The sequence below is a fragment of the Microbacterium sp. NPDC077644 genome, from assembly GCF_040702785.1.
In the GTDB taxonomy this organism is placed as follows: domain Bacteria; phylum Actinomycetota; class Actinomycetes; order Actinomycetales; family Microbacteriaceae; genus Microbacterium.
In genome coordinates this window covers 58,662-76,724 of sequence record NZ_JBFBME010000002.1, presented here as the reverse complement: position 1 = coordinate 76,724, position 18,063 = coordinate 58,662, and the positions used below count along the sequence as shown (strand labels likewise).

Below are 18,063 nucleotides of genomic sequence, written 5' to 3'. Positions count from 1 at the left end.
GAGCATGGCGGTGCGCACACCAGATCCAGACCCCGACGGCGAGGACGACGACCTCTCGCAGTTCAGCGAGCCGCCGGCCGATGCGAGCAACCCCGCCTGGCTGAGCGAGTTCGAGCTCGCCGAGGCGCGACGTCGCCTGCCGATGCTGTACGTCGAGGCGATCCCGGTGCGGACCGACGGCACCGGGCAGGTCACCGAACTCGGCATCCTGCTGCGATCGACCCCGTTGGGGGAGATGACGCGAACGATCGTATCGGGGCGGGTGCGGTTCGGCGAGACCGTTCGCGACGCCCTCTTCCGCCACATCGAGAACGATCTCGGACCGATGGCGTTCCCGCTCCTGCCGCCGCAGCCGGTGCCGTTCACCGTCGCCGAGTACTTCCCGATCCCCGGGGTGAGCGCGTTCCACGATGATCGGCAGCACGCGGTCTCGCTTGCATATGTCGTGCCGGTGACGGGGACGTGCGAACCGCGCCAGGACGCGCTCGAGGTCACCTGGTTCTCGCCGGAGGAGGCGGCGTCCGACGCGCTCTCCGACGAGATGGAGGGCGGCCGCGGCACGCTGATCCGCAACGCCCTCGCGAGTCTCGGCCTGCTGCGCTGACGCCCGCGGATCGCCCGCTCGACTCATCGAGACAGGGCCTGCAGCACGAGACACGTCGTGGCAAGACCGGTTTCGTGGCGCAAGGCCCGTTTCGCGGTCAGGCGCCGGTCGTCAGCCGCCCCAGCGCCTCGATGAAGGCGTCGACGTCGGACTCCTGCGTGTCGAAGCTGCACATCCAGCGGACCTCGCGGCGAGCGGCATCCCAGTCGTAGAACCGGAAGACCTCGCGCAGCTGGTCGGCGACCCCGGCCGGCAGCGTCGCGAAGACGCCGTTGACCTGGGTCGGTTGGGTGAACTCGACACCGCGGATCGTGTCGGCGGCGAGACCCGCCTCGATCCCGGCGCGCAGGCGCGCGGCCATCGCGTTGGAGTGGCTGGCGTTGCGCTTCCACAGATCGCCCTCGAGCAGGGCGATCAGCTGCGCCGAGACGAAACGCATCTTCGACGAGAGCTGCATCGAGTACTTGCGGCTGTAGATGAGCCCGTCGGATGCCTCGGGATTCAGCACGACGATCGCCTCACCGAGCATGGCTCCGTTCTTCGTGCCGCCGAAGCTGAGCACGTCGACGCCGACGTCGCGCGTGAACGCCGCGAACGGCAGGTCGAGGGCGGCGGCGGCGTTGGAGATGCGCGAGCCGTCCATGTGCAGGCGCATGCCGTGGCCGTGCGCGTGCTCGGCGAGGGCGCGGATCTCGTCGGGTGTGTACAGGGTGCCGAGCTCGGTGGACTGCGTGATCGAGACGACCAGCGGCTGCGCGCGGTGCTCGTCGCCCCAGCCCCACGCCTCGCGGTCGACGAGTTCGGGGGTGAGCTTGCCGTCGTGGGCCTCGACGGTGAGCAGCTTCATGCCGCCCATGCGCTCGGGGGCACCGCCCTCGTCGACGTTGATGTGCGCAGTGGATGCCGCGATCACCGCACCCCAGCGGGGGAGCATCGACTGCAGGCCGACGACGTTCGCGCCCGTGCCGTTGAACACGGGGAAAGCCTGGATGCCGTCACCGAAGTGGCCGCGGAAGACCTCCTGCAGCCGCTCCGTGTACTGATCCTCGCCGTAGGCGATCTGGTGGCCATCGTTCGCCGCGGCTATGGCCTCTAGGACCTCAGGGTGGATGCCGGAGTAGTTGTCCGACGCGAATCCCCGGATCGCGGGGTCATGCAGTGTGCTCACCGGACAAGCCTACTTGCGAAGTTTCGGGGAGCCCCTGTCCAATGTCGGTCCCCCGAATTAGTGTTCTCGGCATGGAACGCACAGCCGCGAGGCGAGCATTCGTCGGCGTCCTCGTCAACACGTTGATCGCGAACGTGACGACGAGCTTCCTGTGGTTCGCGCTCACGTTCTGGGTGTACATCGAGACCAGATCCGTGCTCGCCACGGGCATCATCGGCGGTGCGTACATGCTCTTCGTCGCCGTCTTCGCGATGGTGTTCGGAACAGTCGTCGACAGGCACCGCAAGCACGCCGTGATGCTGCTGTCGAGCATCGTCTCCGCCGTCGCGTTCGGCGTCGCAGGGGTTCTCTACGTTTTCTTCACGGAAGAGCAGATCCTCGATCTCGGCGCCCCGTGGTTCTGGGTGTTCGCCGCGGTCATCCTGTTCGGCGGCGTGATCGAGCAGCTTCGCAACATCGCGCTGTCGACCACCGTGACGCTGCTCATCGAAGAGGACAAGCGCGCCAACGCCAACGGCCTGGTCGGCACGGTGCAGGGCATCGCGTTCCTCGTGACGAGCGTTTTCTCGGGGCTGTCGATCGGCTTCCTCGGCATGGGATGGACGCTGGTGATCGCGATCGTCTTCATGGCTGTGACGTTCGTGCATCTGCTGTTCATCCGCATCCCCGAGGAGGAGCCGCAACCCGACCCGAACTCGTCCGGCGCGCTCGACTTCCGCGGCAGCGTGCAGGCGATCCGGATGGCGCCGGGGTTGTTCGCCCTCATCATCTTCTCGACGTTCAACAACCTCATCGGCGGCGTCTACATGGCGCTGATGGACCCCTATGGTCTGACGCTGTTCAACGCGCAGCTCTGGGGCATCGCGCTGGCCTTCGGCTCGACGGGCTTCCTCATCGGCGGGGCGCTGGTTGCCAAGTTCGGGCTCGGCAAGCGGCCGGTGCGCACCATGCTGCTCGTGGTGATCGCGATGGGCCTGCTCGGGGCGGTCTTCATGCTGCGGGAGTGGTGGCCGCTGTACGTGGTGGGGATCTGGATCTACATGATGCTCGTGCCGCCGGTCGAGGCGGCTGAGCAGACGGTGATCCAGAAGGTCGTGCCGTTCCGGCGGCAGGGGCGCGTGTTCGGCACGGCTGCGGCGATGGAGGCCAGTGCCGCCCCGATCACGGCGTTCCTCATCGCCCCGATCGCCGAGTTCCTCATCATCCCGTTCATGGACAGCCCTGCCGGTCAGCGCCAGTGGGGCTGGCTGCTGGGCGAGGGTGAGGCGCGCGGGATCGCTTTGGTGTGCCTGTTCGCAGGTCTCATCATGGTGGTCGCCGCAGGGATCGCGTTCTTCACCCGGTCCTACCGAAAGCTCACGCTGCTGTACGAGCAGGCTCCGGAGCAGGAGCTTCCCGGCGGCGACGCGGCCGACATCGACGAGCAGGCGACGGTCGACGAGGCTCCCGTTCTGGATGCTCCGCCGACGGTCCCCGGCCAGCCGCCCCGGCTCCCCGACGCCCACAGCTGAGCACTCGAGCGTGAGCGACGACGTCGACATCGCAACGGACGGCATCCGCGTCGTACCGGCCAACGAGGCGTCGTGGGACGACCTGCAGTCGATCCTCACGGGGGCCGCGCACCGGTGCCAGTGCGAGCGCCAGCGTCTGGGCGACCACGACTGGTGGTACATGCCCGTCGACGAGCGACGGGATCTGTTCGAGAGCGAGACCCGCTGCGCCGATCCACGTGCCGACGCGACGATCGGCGTCGTCGGCTACCTGGGCGAGGAACCCATCGGCTGGTGCGCGGTGGACCGTCGGGGCGTCTACGGCAGGCTGCGCGGTTCGCCCGTGCCGTGGAAGGGCCGCGATGAGGACAAGGACGACGAATCGGTCTGGGCGATCGCGTGCATGGTCGTTCGTCGAGGCTTCCGGGGGCGGGGGATCACGTATCCGCTCGTAGCGGGAGCGGCCGAGTACGCACGTCGACGCGGTGCGTCGGCCGTCGAGGGGTACCCCATGCTCGCGCAGGGCACGAAGATCACCGGGGATGAGATGAACGTGGGCCCTGTCGGACCGTTCCTCGCCGCGGGGTTCCGCCAGGTCGCGCAGCCAACGACCCGCCGTGTCGTCATGCGGCTGGACTTCTGACGCCGAAGAACCTCAGAGATCGATCACGCGGTCGTTGAGCTCCGCCGCGTCGGCATCCCACAGCCCCGTGATGGCGGTGGCCAGGGCGTCGGCATCGAGCGCCTTCGCGCGGAAGACGACGGATGCCGCGCGCAGCGGCGTCTCGGCATCCCGCGCGCTCTTCGCGAACCCGTGCGCCACGGCGCGTGCCCATGCCTCGCTCGCTGCCTTGACCGCCGCGTAGTTCGCGCCGCCGGCTAGGGGACGGGCCACCGCGGTGGATGACACGATCACGAAGCGTCCGGCACCCGACGCCTGCAGCAGCTCGTCGAATGCGCGCGACGTGGCGCGCACGGCCTCGAGAGCCGGCATGAGGGCGGCGAAGTCGTCGTCGGATTGTCCTCCGAGTCCGCCGCCCCCACGCCAACCGCCGACGAGCGGGAACACCCCGTCGACGGCGTCGAGCGCCCCAGCAAGTCTTGTCATGTCGTCGAGCGAGGTCGCATCGGCGACCACGGCCTCTGCGCCGGCATCCCGCACGGCGGCGAGCCCGGACTCGGATCGTCCGGTCGCGATCACGCGGGCACCGGCATCCACCAGCGCCCGCGTGATCGCTCTCCCCGTAGCGCTCGTTCCCCCGGCGAGCACGATCGTGCGTCCCTCAGCAGTCATGGTGCCCCTCGTCACCCATCGGTGCCGCGGATCCCCGATGTCGACGCGATCACGTCGCGCATCTTCTTCTCCAGCGCCTCGAAGAACATCGACAGCGGGAACTCGTCGTCCAGCACCGCGTCGGTGTAGCCCTTGGGTGCACCGGCGAGCACCTCGTCCGACAGCCCGCGCGCCCAGACGGACGCCGGGTTCGGCGTCACCACAGAGCTGACGAGCTCGTATGCGGCCAGCCAATGCGCGGTCTTCGGGCGGTCGATCGAGCGCCAGTACAGGTCATCGATCGCCTCTCCGAGAGCGATCACGGCCTCCGGAACCCCGTCCCAGTCGAACGCGAGTCGGGTGTCGGTCCAGTGCAGTACGCCGCGCTGGTGCAGCCAGGCGAACAGCAGCTGCCCGCCGAGGCCGTCGTAGTTGCGCACGCGCGACCCGGTGATGGCGAAGCGGAAGATCCGGTCGAAGATCACCGCGTACTGCACGAGGCCCGCGTGCTCGAGCATCTCCTGCTCGGTGGCGGTCAGGTCATCGCCCTTCGACAGGCTCAGGGACCGAAGGCGGCGCTGTATCGCGACGGACTCGCGGAACGCGGTGAGGTCGCACCGCAGCTCTTCGAGCGAGTACAGGAAGAACGGCATCCGCTGCTTGATCATGAACGGGTCGAAGGGCAGGTCGCCGCGCATGTGCGTGCGGTCGTGGATGATGTCCCACATCACGAACGTCTTCTCGGTGAGGTCCTGGTCATCCAGCATCCGCGCCGCGTCTTCGGGCAGCTCGAGCTTGGTGATCTCGGATGCCGCTCGGACGACCCGACGGTACCGGGCGGCTTCCCGGTCCTGGAAGATCGCTCCCCACGTGAACGGCGGGATCTCCCGCATCGCGACGGTCTCGGGGAACAGCACGGCCGAGTTCGTGTCGTAGCCCGGGGTGAAGTCGATCAGGCGCAGTGAGACGAACAGCTTGTTGCCGTAGTCGCCCGCCTCGAGCTCGCCGATGAACTCCGGCCAGATTGTCTCGACGATCAGCGCCTCGACGAGCCGGTTGCTCGAGCCGTTCTGGGTGTACATCGGGAAGACGACGAGGTGCCGGATGCCGTCGACCCGGTGCTCCTGCGGCTGGAACGCCACGAGTGAGTCGAGGAAGTCGGGAACATCGAAGCCCGATGCGGCCCAGCGGTCGAAGTCCGTCACGAGTGCGGACAGGTATGCGGCGTCGTGCGGGAACGCGGGGGACAGGGCGCGGACGCCGGCGGTGATCTCGGCGACGTGACGACGCGCGGCGTCGTGGTCGGCGGCATCCGGGATCGACCCGTCCTTGACCTGCAGCTCGCGGATCGCGACGGCGGCGTCCTTCAGCATCCGCCACGCGGCACTCGACTCGGCGTGCGCAGCGTCCTCGACGACCTCGGGCTCGCCGATGATGGCGGTGTTCTGCAGGGGAGTGGTCATCGGGACCTCCGATCCGTGGCGTGGCGGAAAATATCCGGCGAAAGTGCGTGTGTACCGATATTATTCCACCCATGGAGGATACTGTCGACCGTCGGATCATCGCCGAGATCTCTCAGGATGCCCGGGCGACACTCGCCCAGTTGTCGGAGGCCGTCGGCCTGTCGACGTCGGCCGTGCAGTCCCGTCTCCGCCGCCTGGAATCCCGCGGCGTGATCACCGGGTACCGGCCGATCCTCGATGCCGAGGCGGTCGGCAAGCCGCTGTCCGCGTTCATCGAGATCACCCCCCTGGACCCGGGCCAGCCCGACAACGCCCCTGAGCTCCTCGAGCCGATGCCCGAGATCGAGGCGTGCCACTCGATCGCCGGCAACGCGAGCTACATGCTGTTCGCGCGCGTCGCGTCGCCCAGGGCGCTGGAAGAGCTGGTCAACGGCATCCGCACCGTCGCGAACGTCAGCACCCGTACGACGGTCGTACTGCAGACGTACTACGAGAACCGTCCGATAGCGGTGGGCGGGGAGTAGGGGCTACAGCACCGCGCCGACCATCGCCTCGCCGAGCGGGGTGCGCAGGTGCAGCATCCGCGCTCCGTCGCGCTCGCTGGCGATCAATCCGGCCTCGCGCAGGATCGTGAGGTGATGGGATGCCGTCGACACGGCGAGTCCGGCATCCCTGGCGACCTGCGAGGTGGAGCGCGCCTCGCCCGCGCCGAGAAGGATGTCGGCACGCGCCGGTCCCAGCAGTGCTCCGAGGGCTCCCGCGATCTCTGCCGCGTCTCGCGCCCATCCGGCCGTGACCCCGCGGGCCGGATAGAACAGGGTCGGCTGCGCGGGAGGTTCCGTGAGCACCATGCATCCCCATGACGACATGACAGACGGCACGAGAACGAGTCCGCTGCCGCGGCAGTCCACGATCTCGCTGTGGCGGCGCAGGCCCACGCGCACGGCGCTCTCGCCCCAGCTCACGTTCGAGTGCAGCCCGCCGGCCATGCCGGAGATGCCCGAGGCGGCGATGGTGCGCGAGCGCACGGCGATGTCCGCCCGCAGCAGTCGCTCGATCTGCGGCCACACCGGCGCGAGCGCGGCATCCCAGACCTCCTGCCACGCGGTGGCGACCATCTCTCGCGCACGTGCGGGGTGCTCCTGCATCCTGCGCAGCGCGCGCTGCCGCGCACCGGAGGATCGCAGCACCATCTTGCCCAGATCGACGCGCATCGGATCGAGGTCCGTGGAGCGAAGCGCGTCCGCCTCGGCCTGCGGCGTCAGATCCCAGGTCGGTGTCGCGGTGAGGAAATCCGGCATGTAGCCGTCGTCGCCGATGACGGTCGCCAGGACGCCGAAGCTCTCGCTGGGCAGTCGGCCCTGCACCCGCCGCAGCCACCCCCACTGCAGAGGATGCTGCTGTGGCCGCAGCAGTATCCGCACGGCATGTGCGAGCTCATGTCCCGGTGAGACGCCGAAGCGGACGGCCTGGATGTCACCGGGGCTGAGCTCGAATTCGACGCGGTGGTCGGGATGCTCGATGCCCTCCACGGGCTTCTGCTCCACCTTTCGATCCACATCGAAACTCTACGAAGTGGATGCAGCGCTGTCGAGACTGAGGTCATGAACGATTCATCACTCATCGAAGGCATCGTCGCAGCAGCCGACATCCGTATCGGCACCGGACGCTCGCGCCGATTCGTCGGCGCCGACCACGGCGCGGAGGTCTCGTACTTCTACGTCGAGAACCAGCCGGGACAGGGCCCTGGGATGCATTGGCATCCATACCCCGAGACCTGGGTCGTGCTCGAGGGCACGGCGCAGATCACCATCGGCGACGAGACGCTCGTGGCCGAATCCGGCGACACCGCCACGGGCCCGGCCTTCGTGCCGCACCGCTTCGTGAACATCGGCGACGGCGTGCTGCGGATCATCGGCATCCACGCATCTGCGACGATCATCCAGACGTTCCTCGACGAAGACTGACCGGGAACCCTACGCAAGGAGCACAGATGTCATTCCAGGCCTATCTCGACGCCGTCGAGACCAAGACGGGGCTCACCCCGCGCCAGCTCGTCGACCTCGCACACGAGAAGGGGTTCGACGAGACCACGAAGGCGACACCGATCCTCGCTTGGCTGAAGGAGGACTACGACCTCGGCCGCGGACACGGTATGGCGCTCGTGCACGTGATCACCAAGGGTCCGCAGATCTCGGCCAAGCACGTCGGGTCGGGCGGGACGCACGCGGACGCCACCGACGTGCTGTGGCTTGACGGCAAGGACAGCAACCCGAACCCGTAGGGCATAGGCGCCACGGCTAGGATTTTTTCTCGTGGCAGCATCCTCGAAGCGCAAGAAGTCCCAGGCCCGGCGCAAGCCCGTCCGCACCTCCGGCAACCCCGCCAAGCGTCCGATCGTCGAGGCCCCTCCGATCACCGCGCGCGACTGGATCGGCGCGGCTCGTCTGCGCACGCTGCCGCTGGCCATCGCCCCCGTCGTCATCGGCACCGGCGCGGCCCAGCTCGGAGGCCGGGAGCTGCACTGGGTCATCGCGCTGGCCTGCCTCGCGGTCGCCGTGCTGCTGCAGATCGGCGTGAATTTCACCAATGACTACAGCGACGGCGTCCGCGGCACGGATGCCCACCGCGTCGGGCCGGCCCGGTTGACGGCATCCGGCCGTGTCGACCCGCGCACGGTCCTCATCATCGGCCTGTCGTTCTTCGCACTCGCCGCCCTCGTCGGGCTGGCGATCGTCATCCGCACCGGGCAGTGGTGGATGCTCGCGGTCGGTGCCGTCTGCATCGTCGCGGCGTGGTTCTACACCGGCGGCAAGCGACCGTACGGCTACTTCGGTCTCGGCGAGGTCTTCGTCTTCGTGTTCTTCGGCCTCGTGGCCACGCTCGGCACCACCTGGGTGCAGGCGTTCCAGCTGCCGCAGGAGGCGTGGATCGGGGCGGTCGCCGTGGGACTGCTGGCCTGCGCCGTTCTGCTCGCGAACAACCTGCGCGACATCGATCAGGACCGCCAGGTCGGCAAGCGCACGCTCACCGTGCTGATCGGACGCCGCGCGACCCAGATCGTCTACACCGTGTTCCTGCTCGTGCCGTTCCTGCTCTCGAGCGGTCTGGCGCTGCTCTACCCGATCGCCTGGCTCGCGCTGCTGGCCCTGCTCGCGGGGCTGCCGGCGATCCTCATCGTGTGGACGTACCGCCAGCCGAAGGAGCTCGTGGTCGCGCTCGGGCTGACGTCCCTGACGGCGCTCGCGTACGCGGGTGCGCTCTACTGGGCGTTCGTCGGCTGAATCAGCTCTCGTTGGTGCGCGTCTCGCTCGGGGCCCCAGCCCCGTCGAGCGCGGCGTCCTCGGCGTCGGCATCCTGCGCCGCGGCGCTCTGCCGGCCGGGACCACGCGCCTCGCGCCGCTCGTAGATCTCCGCCGAGGTGTCCGACAGCGGCCTGCGGAGGAACAGGATCGACAGGCTCATGCCGATCAGAGCCGCGAAGATCGCGGTCAGCCACCAGTACTCGCGCATGATCGGGAAGAAGAACCACATGATCGCCAGCGGCACGAGGAACGCCAGCAGCCGCAGCACGGAGTACACGAGGATCGGCGGCACCTTCATCCCTCCAGTGTAGGTCGGCGCGAAACATGGCGACATTCAGTGTCGCTTTCCGAGATCTTCCGTCCGAACCTGGTCACCTGCATCCACGCCCGGTAGCGTCGAAGACATCGCGACGGTCCGGGTGGTTCCGGGCTCCGGCTCATACCCGGAAGCGCAGCGGGTTCGAATCCCGCCGTCGCGTCGAAGCCCGCCCAGGCTCACCGACCCCGCATAGGAGAACCCGCCTAGACTGGAGACGTGGCGAGAGTACTGATCGTCGGGGGCTTCCTGGCCCTCGTCTTCTGGGTGTTCAGCATCGTGGACTGCGCAGTGCAGCCGGCGACGCGGCACCGGGGCGTGCCCAAGCCCGCCTGGATCGCGATCGTCGTCCTCATCCCCGTACTCGGCGGCATCCTGTGGTTCGTCCTCGGACGACGCCGTCGCAGCGATCAGGAGAGCATCCGCTCTCTCGCGCCCGATGACGACCCCGAGTTCCTCCGGAGCCTCGGCAAGAACGAGCAGGACGAGCGCATCCGCCGCCTCGAAGAGGAGCTCGCCCGCCTCGACGACGAGACCGACGGCCCCGCCGCGGACTCGCGTTCATGACCTCATCGCCGGCAGCGGATGCCGCGGCATCCCTCCTCGCCGAGCTCGTCGCTCAGGGCGTCCGCGACGTCGTGATCTCGCCGGGTTCGCGATCGCAGGCTCTCGCGCTCGCCGCCACTCATCTCGCCCGGCAGGGTTCCGTTCGCGTGCACGTGCGGATCGACGAGCGCGTCGCGGGGTTCACCGCGCTCGGCCTCGCTCGTGAGGCTCGGGTGCCGGCCGCGGTCGTCTGCACCTCGGGAACGGCAGCCGCGAACCTGCTGCCGGCGGCCATGGAGGCGTTCCATTCCGGGATCCCACTGCTCCTGCTGACCGCTGACCGGCCGCCCGAACTGCGCGGCGTCGGCGCGAACCAGGCGACGATCCAGCCCGGCATGTTCGGGGCGTTCGTGCGCTGGCAGCACGATGCGCCGGTGCCCGGCGACGGTTCGTGGGATGGCCTCGGCGCGCGTGCCGTCGCTGCCGCAATGGGTGCTGATGCTGAACCTGTGGGCCTGCCGGGCGTCGCGGGCCCCGTGCATCTGAACCTCCCCGCCCGCGAACCGCTGTCGACCGCACTGCCGGACGACTTCGCGGCAGCACCCGGCGCCGCCCCGACGGCGGACGCCGGCGAGCCGATCGTCCTCGACCACGGGCCCCGCACCGTCGTCATCGCGGGTGCGGACGCCGGACCAGCGGCGGAAGACGTCCCGCACGCCGGATCCTGGCCCTTGATCGCCGAGATCGTCAGCGGCTCCCGGTTCGGCAGGTACCTCGTCCACGGCTACCGCGAGCACCTGCGCGATCCTGACCTCGGCGGACGCGTCGAGCGCGCCGTGGTACTCGGCCACCCGACTCTCAGCCGCGAGGTCGCGGCACTGCTGAAGCGCGACGACGTCGAGGTCATCGCCGTCCGCAGCGGCGGCGAGGCGCTGAACCTCAACGGACGCACGCGGGCGGCGGCATCCGTCACCGTCGCACGGGGCGACGCCGACCGCGCCTGGCTCGGCGCATGGATGCAGGCATCCGCGGCATCCGTCGTCGACCTCAGCGAGAACGCCCCCGACCAGGACGGCCTGCACTCCACTGACCTCACGGCCCGGCGCGACGCGATGCGCGCCGAGCTCGCAGCCGTGCGCCGCCCGCTCGACCGAGAACTGCTGGTGGATGCCGTGTGGCGGGCGACCTGGCCGCACGACCGCCTGATGTTCGGCTCGTCCCGGCTCGTCCGGGTCGCCGACGCCGTGCTCGGCGGCAAGAAGGTCCCCGTCCACGCGAACCGCGGACTCGCCGGCATCGACGGCACCATCGCGACCGCCACCGGCATCGCGCTCGCGAGTCAGGCGGACGGTGCCGCCGGTGTCACCCGGGTGATCCTCGGCGATCTCGCGTTCCTGCACGACGTCGGCGCCCTCCTCCGGCCGCCCGACGAAGCCGAGCCGCGCCTGCAGGTGATCGTCGGCAACGACGGCGGCGGGACGATCTTCGACGGACTCGAGGTCGCGGCATCCGCACCGCGCGAAGACCTCGACCGCGCGTTCTACACCCCGCACACGGCGCAGCTCGAGCAGCTGGCCGCAGCGTACGGATGGGACTATCAGCGCATCACGACCCGCGCGGCCCTCGACCAGGCACTGACCTCTCCGGTCGCCGGCCGCCAGCTCATCGAGGTGCCGCTGCCGCGTTGACCCTTCTCGATACCCTAAGGCCGCGCCGAGACTGCGCGTTCTTGGCGCAGTCTCGGCGCGGCTTTGCAGTCTCGCGCGCGAAGCCGTGCTCGGGCAGGATGGGCGGATGGGCAAGCGAGGCTGGACGGGCGAGGCATCCGAGATCCTGCGCGTGGGGGAGGGATTCCGGCTGTCGGACGTCGATCCGGGCGACCACCCGGGCTACGCGGGAGACAAGAAGAGCGCCGAGAAGGACCTCGCCGTCGGGACCGAGGCACTCAGCGAGCTGCAGGAGCGCCTGTTCGCGGCGAGCCGCACCGGCGACGCGAAGGACGCCGTGCTGCTCGTGCTGCAGGCGATGGATTCCGCGGGCAAGGGCGGCATCGTCCGGCACGTCGTCGGCGGGGTCGACCCGCAGGGCGTCGAGCTCGCGGCGTTCAAGGCGCCGACCGATGAAGAGCTCGAGCACGACTTCCTCTGGCGCATCGAGAAGCGGCTGCCGCAGCCCGGATTCATCGGCGTCTTCGACCGCTCGCACTATGAGGACGTGCTCGTCGGCAAGGTCCGCGCGCTCGCGCCGGAGGACGAGATCGAACGCCGGTACGGCGCGATCAACGATTTCGAAGCGCGGGTCGCGGCATCCGGCACGCGCATCGTGAAAGTCATGCTGCACATCTCGCCGGAGGAGCAGAAGGCACGGCTCATGGAGCGCCTCGAGCGCCCCGACAAGCACTGGAAGTACAACCCCGGCGACGTCGACGAGCGGATGCTGTGGCCGCAGTACATGGCGGCGTATCAGACCGTCTTCGAGCGGACCTCGACCGAGGCGGCGCCCTGGCACGTCGTCCCCGCGGACAGTAAGTGGTACGCGAGGCTCGCCGTGCAGGAGCTGCTGCTGTCGGCCGTGGAGGACATCGATCCGCAGTGGCCGGCCGCCGACTTCGACGTGGAGGCCGAGAAGAAGAGGCTCGCCGCCAGCTGATGCCAAGGCATCGACTCGTCGCTGAGCGAGCGGAGCGAGTCGAAGCCCAGTTAGGCCAGCGCGTCCACGAGCGGGCGGAACTTCACCCGGGTCTCGAGCAGCTCGGTCTCCGGGTCGCTCGCGGCGACGATCCCGGCGCCCGCGTACGCCGTCACCGCGATCGCCTCCGGTGCGGCCGTGAACTGCGCGCAGCGCAGCGCGATCGCCCACTCCCCGTTGCCGTCGCCGTCGATCCAGCCCACCGGCCCCGCGTACCGGCCGCGGTCGAACGGCTCGATCTCGCGGATCGCCGCCACGGCGGCCGGCGTCGGCGTGCCCGCCACGGCGGCCGTCGGATGCACGGCCCCGACGAGGTCGAGGGCGGATTCGCCTTCGGAGAGTTCGCCCTCGACGTCCGTGGCGAGGTGGAACAGGTTCGGCAGCTTCAGCAGGAACGGCTGCTCGCTCGCCGCCATCGCCCGCACGTGCGGGCGCAGCGACTCCAGCAACGACTGCACCGCGTACTCGTGCTCGTCGATGTCCTTCGTGCTCGACGCCAGATGCGCCGACGCGGCGGCATCCTCGTCGGCATCCGCACCGCGCCCGATCGTCCCGGCGAGCACGCGCGCGGTGACCGTGCGATCCTGCACGGTCACGAGGGTCTCGGGGCTCGCACCGATCAGGCCGTCCACCGCGAACGTCCACGTGTCGGGATACCCCGTCGACAGCGCCCGCACGAGTCGGCGCAGATCCGATCCGGCCGGAATCGTCCCCGCCAGGTCGCGGGCGAGCACGATCTTGCTGACCTCGCCACCGGCGATCCGGGTCAGCGCCGTGCGGACGGACCGCTGATACCCCTCGGGCGACTGGGCACCCGGCCCGACGGTCCCCGCCCAATGCGGCCCGTACGCACGCGGTTCGAGCGTGGCATCGGGCTGGTCCTGAGGCAGATCGTCGCCGGCCCGCGCGATCCGTGTGATCCAGCCGCGCCCCTGATGCTTGCCGAGGATGATCGACGGAACGAGGAGGATGCTGTCGGCATCCGACCCCTCATCGAACGTCAGTGCCCCGAACCCGACCAGCCCGGTGCCCGGCAGTCCGACGGGGTCGTCGACCTCGGCGTTCGCGGAGAGCTCCCGCCAGGCATCCGCCATGATCGCGCTGCGCAGCGGTCCTTCGCCGGCGGGCACCCGAACGGATGCCGGCACGGCATCCCCGACGGCGGCGATCCCGTCGCCTCGGCGGAGCCACGCGAGAGGCCGATCGGGGTCCGCATACGCCAGCAGATCGTCGACCGGATCGAACTCTCGGGTCTGCACGATCAAGCGGTGGGTCACATCCCCAGAATAGTTCGCGCCCCGCGACACGGCGGGCTCGCCGCGTAGTGTGGGGGAAGTGAGCACGCGTCCCGCAGCCGGAACCGAAATGATCTTCCAGTGGCGCAAATGGGACGGCTCGCCGCACTGGCGCCATGAATGCGTGTACCTCGGTGCGGACGAGTGGGGAGACTGGGTCGGTCAGCCGATCGGATGGCACAGCATCCGCCCCGGTGCGGAGTTCTACGCCGCGGCGTCCAACGTCACCCTCGTGCCGTCCTCCGGCGACTTCGCCCTCACAGTCAATCGCGACCATCCGATCGGGATGCGCGTCTACATCGACCTCGGCTGGGACGTGCGCTGGACCGACGACCCGCTGCTGGCGACGGGCATCGACATGGATCTCGACGTCATCCGCCTCGAGAAGGAGCGGGATCCGGCCGAAGGTCCGAGCGGCACCTGGGTGGACGATCGCGACGAGTGGGCCGAGCACAGCATCCGATACGGCTACCCTGCGGATGTCATGAGCCGCCTCGAGGCGCTGGCCCTCGACCTCGAAGACCGGGTGCGGCGTCAGGTCGCGCCGTTCGACGATGCGACAGCCGACCGCTGGCTCGACCGCCTGGAAGCGCTCGGGCTCGACCGATCTAGACTGGACGCGTGAACGAGCCCAACCGCGCCGACCTCGGCAAGGATCCGAAGCGCGTCAGCGGTATGTTCGATCAGGTCGCCCCCGGATACGACCGGACCAACACCGTCATGACGTTCGGCAACGACGCATTCTGGCGTGCTGCGACGACCCGCGCCGTCGCCCCGAAGCGGTTCGAGCGGATCCTCGATCTCGCTGCGGGCACGGCATCCTCCTCGGCATCCCTCGCCGCCAGCGGAGCAGACGTCGTCGCCGCCGATTTCTCGCCCGGGATGCTGGCCGAGGGCAAGCGCCGCCACGGTCACCTGCCCAACCTCTCGTTCGTCGAAGCCGATGCGATGAACCTGCCCTTCGGCGACGACGAGTTCGACGCCGTCACGATGTCGTACGGACTGCGCAACGTGCAGGAGCCGAAGAAGGCGCTCGCCGAGCTGTACCGCGTGACCAAGCCGGGCGGACGCATGGTGATCAACGAGTTCTCCACCCCGCCCGGCAGGACCTTCCGCGGCCTGTACCGCTTCTACAACGCACAGGTCCTCCCGCGCGTCGCGCGCCTCGCCGGAACCAACGGCGACGCCTACGACTACCTCAACGAGTCGATCGCCGACTGGCCCGACCAGAAGCGGCTGTCGGCGTGGATCCGCGAGGCGGGATGGACCGAGGTGCACTACCGCAACCTCTCCTTCGGCATCGTCGCCCTGCACCGCGCGATCAAGCCGCCTGCGCCTGGCGCGATCGAGCCGCCTCGTGCGACGAGCGCGGCCTGAGCCGCGGGTAGGGTGGAGATCGTGACTTCGAGCCCCGCCGCACCGGGTTCGCGCCTCGCGAGCCGTCTCGGCTTCAGCGACCGCGTGTTCGTCGGTCCCGCCGCGCGCCGTGTCGCCCGCCAGATCGAAGACGGGCTCGACCTCGTCGAGGCCGGGCTGGCCGACGAGCTGCATGTCGCGGACTCGATCGCCGACGCCTCCGCGCGGTATCTGTACGAGGCCGGTGGCAAGCGCATCCGTCCCGTGCTGACGCTCCTGACCGCTCAGCTCGGCGAGGGCAACACCCCGGCGGTCATCGACATCGCCAAGGCGCTCGAGATGACCCACCTCGGATCGCTGTATCACGACGACGTCATGGACGGCGCCGATCGCCGCCGCGGAGTCCCGGCCGCGCACGCGGTCTGGGGCAACAACGTCGCCATCCTCACCGGCGACATCCTGTTCTCGCGGGCGAGCCAGCTCATGTCGAGGTACGGCGACCGCGCGATCCGCCTGCAGGCCGACACGTTCGAGCGGCTCGTCCTCGGGCAGTTGCACGAGACCGTCGGCGCGCAGGATGGCGACGACCCGATCGAGTTCTACATCCAGGTGCTCGCCGACAAGACCGGATCCCTCATCGCCGCGGCCACGCAGGGCGGCGCGATCTTCTCGAACGCTCCGGCCGAGTACGAGGAGCCCCTGCGCGTGTACGGCGAGAAGGTCGGGGTCGCGTTCCAGCTCCTCGACGACGTGATCGATCTCTCCGCCGACCCCGCCGAGACCGGGAAGGTCCCCGGCACCGATCTGCGCGCCGGCGTGCCGACCATGCCGTACCTGCTGCTGAAGGCCGAGACGGATGACGCATCCGCCGCGCTCGCCGCGCGCATCGACGACGGCGTCACGCGGATCTCCGACGGGGCCGACCCCGCCGTCCTCGACCAGCCGCTCGCCGAACTGCGCGACCACGCCGTCACGCAGAAGACGCTCGAGCTCGCCCGCACCTGGACCCGCGACGCGACCGCGGCGCTCGCCCCGCTGCCCAAGGGCACGGTGCGCGACGCGCTGGTCCGCTTCGCCGAGACACTCGCAGACCGCAGCAGCTGACCCGCACGCTGCAGCATCCGGAAGGACACCCATGACCAAGCTCAGGCTGGCCATCGTCGGCGCAGGCCCCGCCGGCATCTACGCCGCAGACATCCTGCTGAAGACCGAGCGCTCGTTCGACGTCTCCATCGACCTGTTCGAGCAGCTCCCCGCGCCCTACGGGCTCGTCCGCTACGGCGTGGCCCCCGACCACCCCCGGATCAAGGGCGTGATCAACGCCCTGCGCGACGTGCTCGACCGCGGCGACATCCGCATCTTCGGTAACGTGCGCTTCGGCGAGGACATCACGCTCGACGACCTGAAGAAGCACTACAACGCCGTGATCTTCGCCACCGGCGCCATCCGCGACTCCGCCCTCGACATCCCCGGCATCGACGCCGAGGGGTCGTTCGGTGCCGCGGACTTCGTCAGCTGGTTCGACGGCCACCCCGACGTGCCGCGCGAGTGGACTCTGGATGCCGAGTCCGTCGCCGTGCTCGGCAACGGCAACGTCGCGCTCGACGTCGCCCGCATCCTCGCCAAGCACGCCGAGGATCTGCTGCCCACCGAGATCCCCGACAACGTGCACGCCGGGCTCGAGGCGTCGAAGATCACGGACGTGCACGTGTTCGGCCGCCGCGGACCCGCCCAGGTGAAGTTCACCCCGCTCGAGCTGCGCGAGCTCGGCGAGCTGCGCGATGTCGACATGGTCGTCTACGACGAGGACTTCGACTACGACGAGGCCTCCAAGGATGCCGTGGCCAGCAACAAGCAGGTCAAGGTCATCGACCGCATCCTGCAGCAGTGGCGCACGCGCCCGTCCGTGAACAACGCCGGGGGAGAGGCATCCCGACGCCTCCACCTGCACTTCTGGGCCAAGCCCGTCGAGATCAAGAAGGATGCACGCGGCAAGGTCGCGGCCATCGTCTACGAGCGCACGCAGCCCGACGGCTCGGGCGGCATGACCGGAACCGGCGAGCTGCGCGAGATCGCGATCGGCCAGATGTACCGTGCGGTCGGCTACTTCGGCTCCCCGCTGAAGGACGTGCCGTTCGACAAGAAGCACGGCGTGATCCCGAACCGCGAGGGCCAGGTCATCGCAAAGGACTCCAACCAGCGCGTCCCCGGCATCTACGCGACCGGCTGGATCAAGCGAGGACCGGTGGGCCTGATCGGTCACACCAAGTCCGACGCGATGGAGACCGTGCAGCACCTCGTCAACGACCAGGGTTCATGGTGGCAGCCGGCAGACCCGTCCGAGGCGGCGATCCCCGCGCTGCTCGAGTCGCGCGGGGTGCAGTGGACCGACCTCGACGGCTGGCACCGCCTCGACGAGCATGAGATCGCCCTCGGGGCGCCCCACGAGCGCGCCCGCATCAAGGTCGTTCCGCGCGACGAGATGGTCCGCATCTCGCGCGGGGAGTAAGCCCGTTCACGTGCCGATGCGGGCTGAGCGAGCGAAGCGAGACGAAACGG

Annotated in this window: 20 protein-coding genes and 1 tRNA gene; 15 read left to right on the top strand and 6 right to left on the bottom strand. The window is 69.4% G+C overall.

Features of this window, described 5'->3' with window-relative positions; translation table 11 throughout:
- Positions 1–4 precede the first annotated feature (4 nt).
- Positions 5–604: an NUDIX hydrolase family protein gene (locus AB0269_RS07290; protein ID WP_366210586.1), complete on the top strand. Its 600-nt coding sequence runs from the start codon at positions 5–7 to the stop codon at positions 602–604.
- Positions 605–701: 97 nt separating this feature from the next.
- Here AB0269_RS07290 and AB0269_RS07285 read toward each other — a convergent pair whose 3' ends face one another.
- Entirely contained in the window at positions 702–1,772 is a 1,071-nt protein-coding gene (locus AB0269_RS07285; RefSeq protein ID WP_366210585.1) for a low specificity L-threonine aldolase, read from the bottom strand.
- Between the two features lie 71 nt (positions 1,773–1,843).
- On the opposite strand from AB0269_RS07285, the gene AB0269_RS07280 reads away from it, so the two are divergent.
- On the top strand, positions 1,844–3,283 hold the full coding sequence (locus tag AB0269_RS07280) for an MFS transporter (protein ID WP_366210584.1): 1,440 nt from the start codon (positions 1,844–1,846) through the stop codon (positions 3,281–3,283).
- Between the two features lie 10 nt (positions 3,284–3,293).
- Positions 3,294–3,905: a GNAT family N-acetyltransferase gene (locus AB0269_RS07275; RefSeq protein ID WP_366210583.1), complete on the top strand. Its 612-nt coding sequence runs from the start codon at positions 3,294–3,296 to the stop codon at positions 3,903–3,905.
- A 12-nt stretch (positions 3,906–3,917) separates the two neighbouring features.
- Here the strand turns inward: AB0269_RS07275 and AB0269_RS07270 are convergent, their stop codons facing one another.
- The gene (locus tag AB0269_RS07270; protein ID WP_366210582.1) at positions 3,918–4,556 is read right to left on the bottom strand and encodes an SDR family oxidoreductase; all 639 of its coding nucleotides are present in this window, start codon (positions 4,554–4,556) and stop codon (positions 3,918–3,920) included.
- 11 nt (positions 4,557–4,567) lie between these two features.
- Entirely contained in the window at positions 4,568–5,998 is a 1,431-nt protein-coding gene (locus tag AB0269_RS07265; protein WP_366210581.1) for a DUF6421 family protein, read from the bottom strand.
- Between the two features lie 71 nt (positions 5,999–6,069).
- Here AB0269_RS07265 and AB0269_RS07260 point away from each other — a divergent pair, with 71 nt between their 5' ends.
- Positions 6,070–6,522, top strand: a complete 453-nt coding sequence (locus AB0269_RS07260) for an Lrp/AsnC family transcriptional regulator (protein ID WP_366210580.1) — start codon at positions 6,070–6,072, stop codon at positions 6,520–6,522.
- 3 nt (positions 6,523–6,525) lie between these two features.
- Here the strand turns inward: AB0269_RS07260 and AB0269_RS07255 are convergent, their stop codons facing one another.
- Positions 6,526–7,557, bottom strand: a complete 1,032-nt coding sequence (locus AB0269_RS07255) for a DUF5937 family protein (protein WP_366210579.1) — start codon at positions 7,555–7,557, stop codon at positions 6,526–6,528.
- A gap of 45 nt (positions 7,558–7,602) precedes the next feature.
- Between AB0269_RS07255 and AB0269_RS07250 the strand changes: the two genes are divergently transcribed.
- Genes AB0269_RS07250 through AB0269_RS07240 form a run of 3 tightly spaced genes read left to right on the top strand, consistent with a single transcriptional unit; the run spans position 7,603 to position 9,282 of the window.
- A complete protein-coding gene (locus tag AB0269_RS07250; protein WP_366210578.1) occupies positions 7,603–7,965 on the top strand; it encodes a cupin domain-containing protein in 363 nt (120 codons plus the stop codon).
- Positions 7,966–7,991: 26 nt separating this feature from the next.
- Entirely contained in the window at positions 7,992–8,282 is a 291-nt protein-coding gene (locus AB0269_RS07245; protein WP_366210577.1) for a DUF4287 domain-containing protein, read from the top strand.
- A 31-nt stretch (positions 8,283–8,313) separates the two neighbouring features.
- Positions 8,314–9,282, top strand: a complete 969-nt coding sequence (locus AB0269_RS07240) for a 1,4-dihydroxy-2-naphthoate polyprenyltransferase (protein ID WP_366210576.1) — start codon at positions 8,314–8,316, stop codon at positions 9,280–9,282.
- 1 nt (position 9,283) lies between these two features.
- Here AB0269_RS07240 and AB0269_RS07235 read toward each other — a convergent pair whose 3' ends face one another.
- Positions 9,284–9,601: a DUF4229 domain-containing protein gene (locus AB0269_RS07235; RefSeq protein WP_366210575.1), complete on the bottom strand. Its 318-nt coding sequence runs from the start codon at positions 9,599–9,601 to the stop codon at positions 9,284–9,286.
- A gap of 108 nt (positions 9,602–9,709) precedes the next feature.
- Between AB0269_RS07235 and AB0269_RS07230 the strand changes: the two genes are divergently transcribed.
- From AB0269_RS07230 to AB0269_RS07215, 4 genes are all read left to right on the top strand, one after another.
- Positions 9,710–9,782, top strand: a tRNA-Met gene (locus AB0269_RS07230).
- A 56-nt stretch (positions 9,783–9,838) separates the two neighbouring features.
- Positions 9,839–10,186, top strand: a complete 348-nt coding sequence (locus AB0269_RS07225) for a PLD nuclease N-terminal domain-containing protein (protein WP_366210574.1) — start codon at positions 9,839–9,841, stop codon at positions 10,184–10,186.
- Positions 10,183–11,853 carry a 2-succinyl-5-enolpyruvyl-6-hydroxy-3-cyclohexene-1-carboxylic-acid synthase gene (gene menD, locus AB0269_RS07220; RefSeq protein ID WP_366210573.1) on the top strand — a complete coding sequence of 557 codons (1,671 nt, stop codon included), beginning with the start codon at positions 10,183–10,185 and terminating at the stop codon, positions 11,851–11,853. Before AB0269_RS07225 ends, menD begins: the two co-directional genes overlap by 4 nt.
- 106 nt (positions 11,854–11,959) lie before the next feature.
- On the top strand, positions 11,960–12,814 hold the full coding sequence (locus tag AB0269_RS07215; RefSeq protein ID WP_366210572.1) for a polyphosphate kinase 2 family protein: 855 nt from the start codon (positions 11,960–11,962) through the stop codon (positions 12,812–12,814).
- A 50-nt stretch (positions 12,815–12,864) separates the two neighbouring features.
- Here the strand turns inward: AB0269_RS07215 and AB0269_RS07210 are convergent, their stop codons facing one another.
- Positions 12,865–14,130, bottom strand: a complete 1,266-nt coding sequence (locus AB0269_RS07210; protein ID WP_366210571.1) for a chorismate-binding protein — start codon at positions 14,128–14,130, stop codon at positions 12,865–12,867.
- Positions 14,131–14,188: 58 nt separating this feature from the next.
- Here AB0269_RS07210 and AB0269_RS07205 point away from each other — a divergent pair, with 58 nt between their 5' ends.
- From AB0269_RS07205 to AB0269_RS07190, 4 genes are read left to right on the top strand one after another with little or no spacing between them, the layout of a single operon-like run.
- On the top strand, positions 14,189–14,773 hold the full coding sequence (locus tag AB0269_RS07205) for a hypothetical protein (protein ID WP_366210570.1): 585 nt from the start codon (positions 14,189–14,191) through the stop codon (positions 14,771–14,773).
- Positions 14,770–15,525 carry a class I SAM-dependent methyltransferase gene (locus AB0269_RS07200; RefSeq protein ID WP_366210569.1) on the top strand — a complete coding sequence of 252 codons (756 nt, stop codon included), beginning with the start codon at positions 14,770–14,772 and terminating at the stop codon, positions 15,523–15,525. The genes AB0269_RS07205 and AB0269_RS07200 overlap by 4 nt, the downstream gene beginning before the upstream one ends.
- Before the next feature lie 21 nt (positions 15,526–15,546).
- Positions 15,547–16,608, top strand: coding sequence for a polyprenyl synthetase family protein (locus tag AB0269_RS07195; RefSeq protein WP_366210568.1), 1,062 nt, complete (start codon positions 15,547–15,549; stop codon positions 16,606–16,608).
- Positions 16,609–16,639: 31 nt separating this feature from the next.
- Positions 16,640–18,013: an FAD-dependent oxidoreductase gene (locus tag AB0269_RS07190; protein WP_366210567.1), complete on the top strand. Its 1,374-nt coding sequence runs from the start codon at positions 16,640–16,642 to the stop codon at positions 18,011–18,013.
- Positions 18,014–18,063 lie beyond the last annotated feature (50 nt).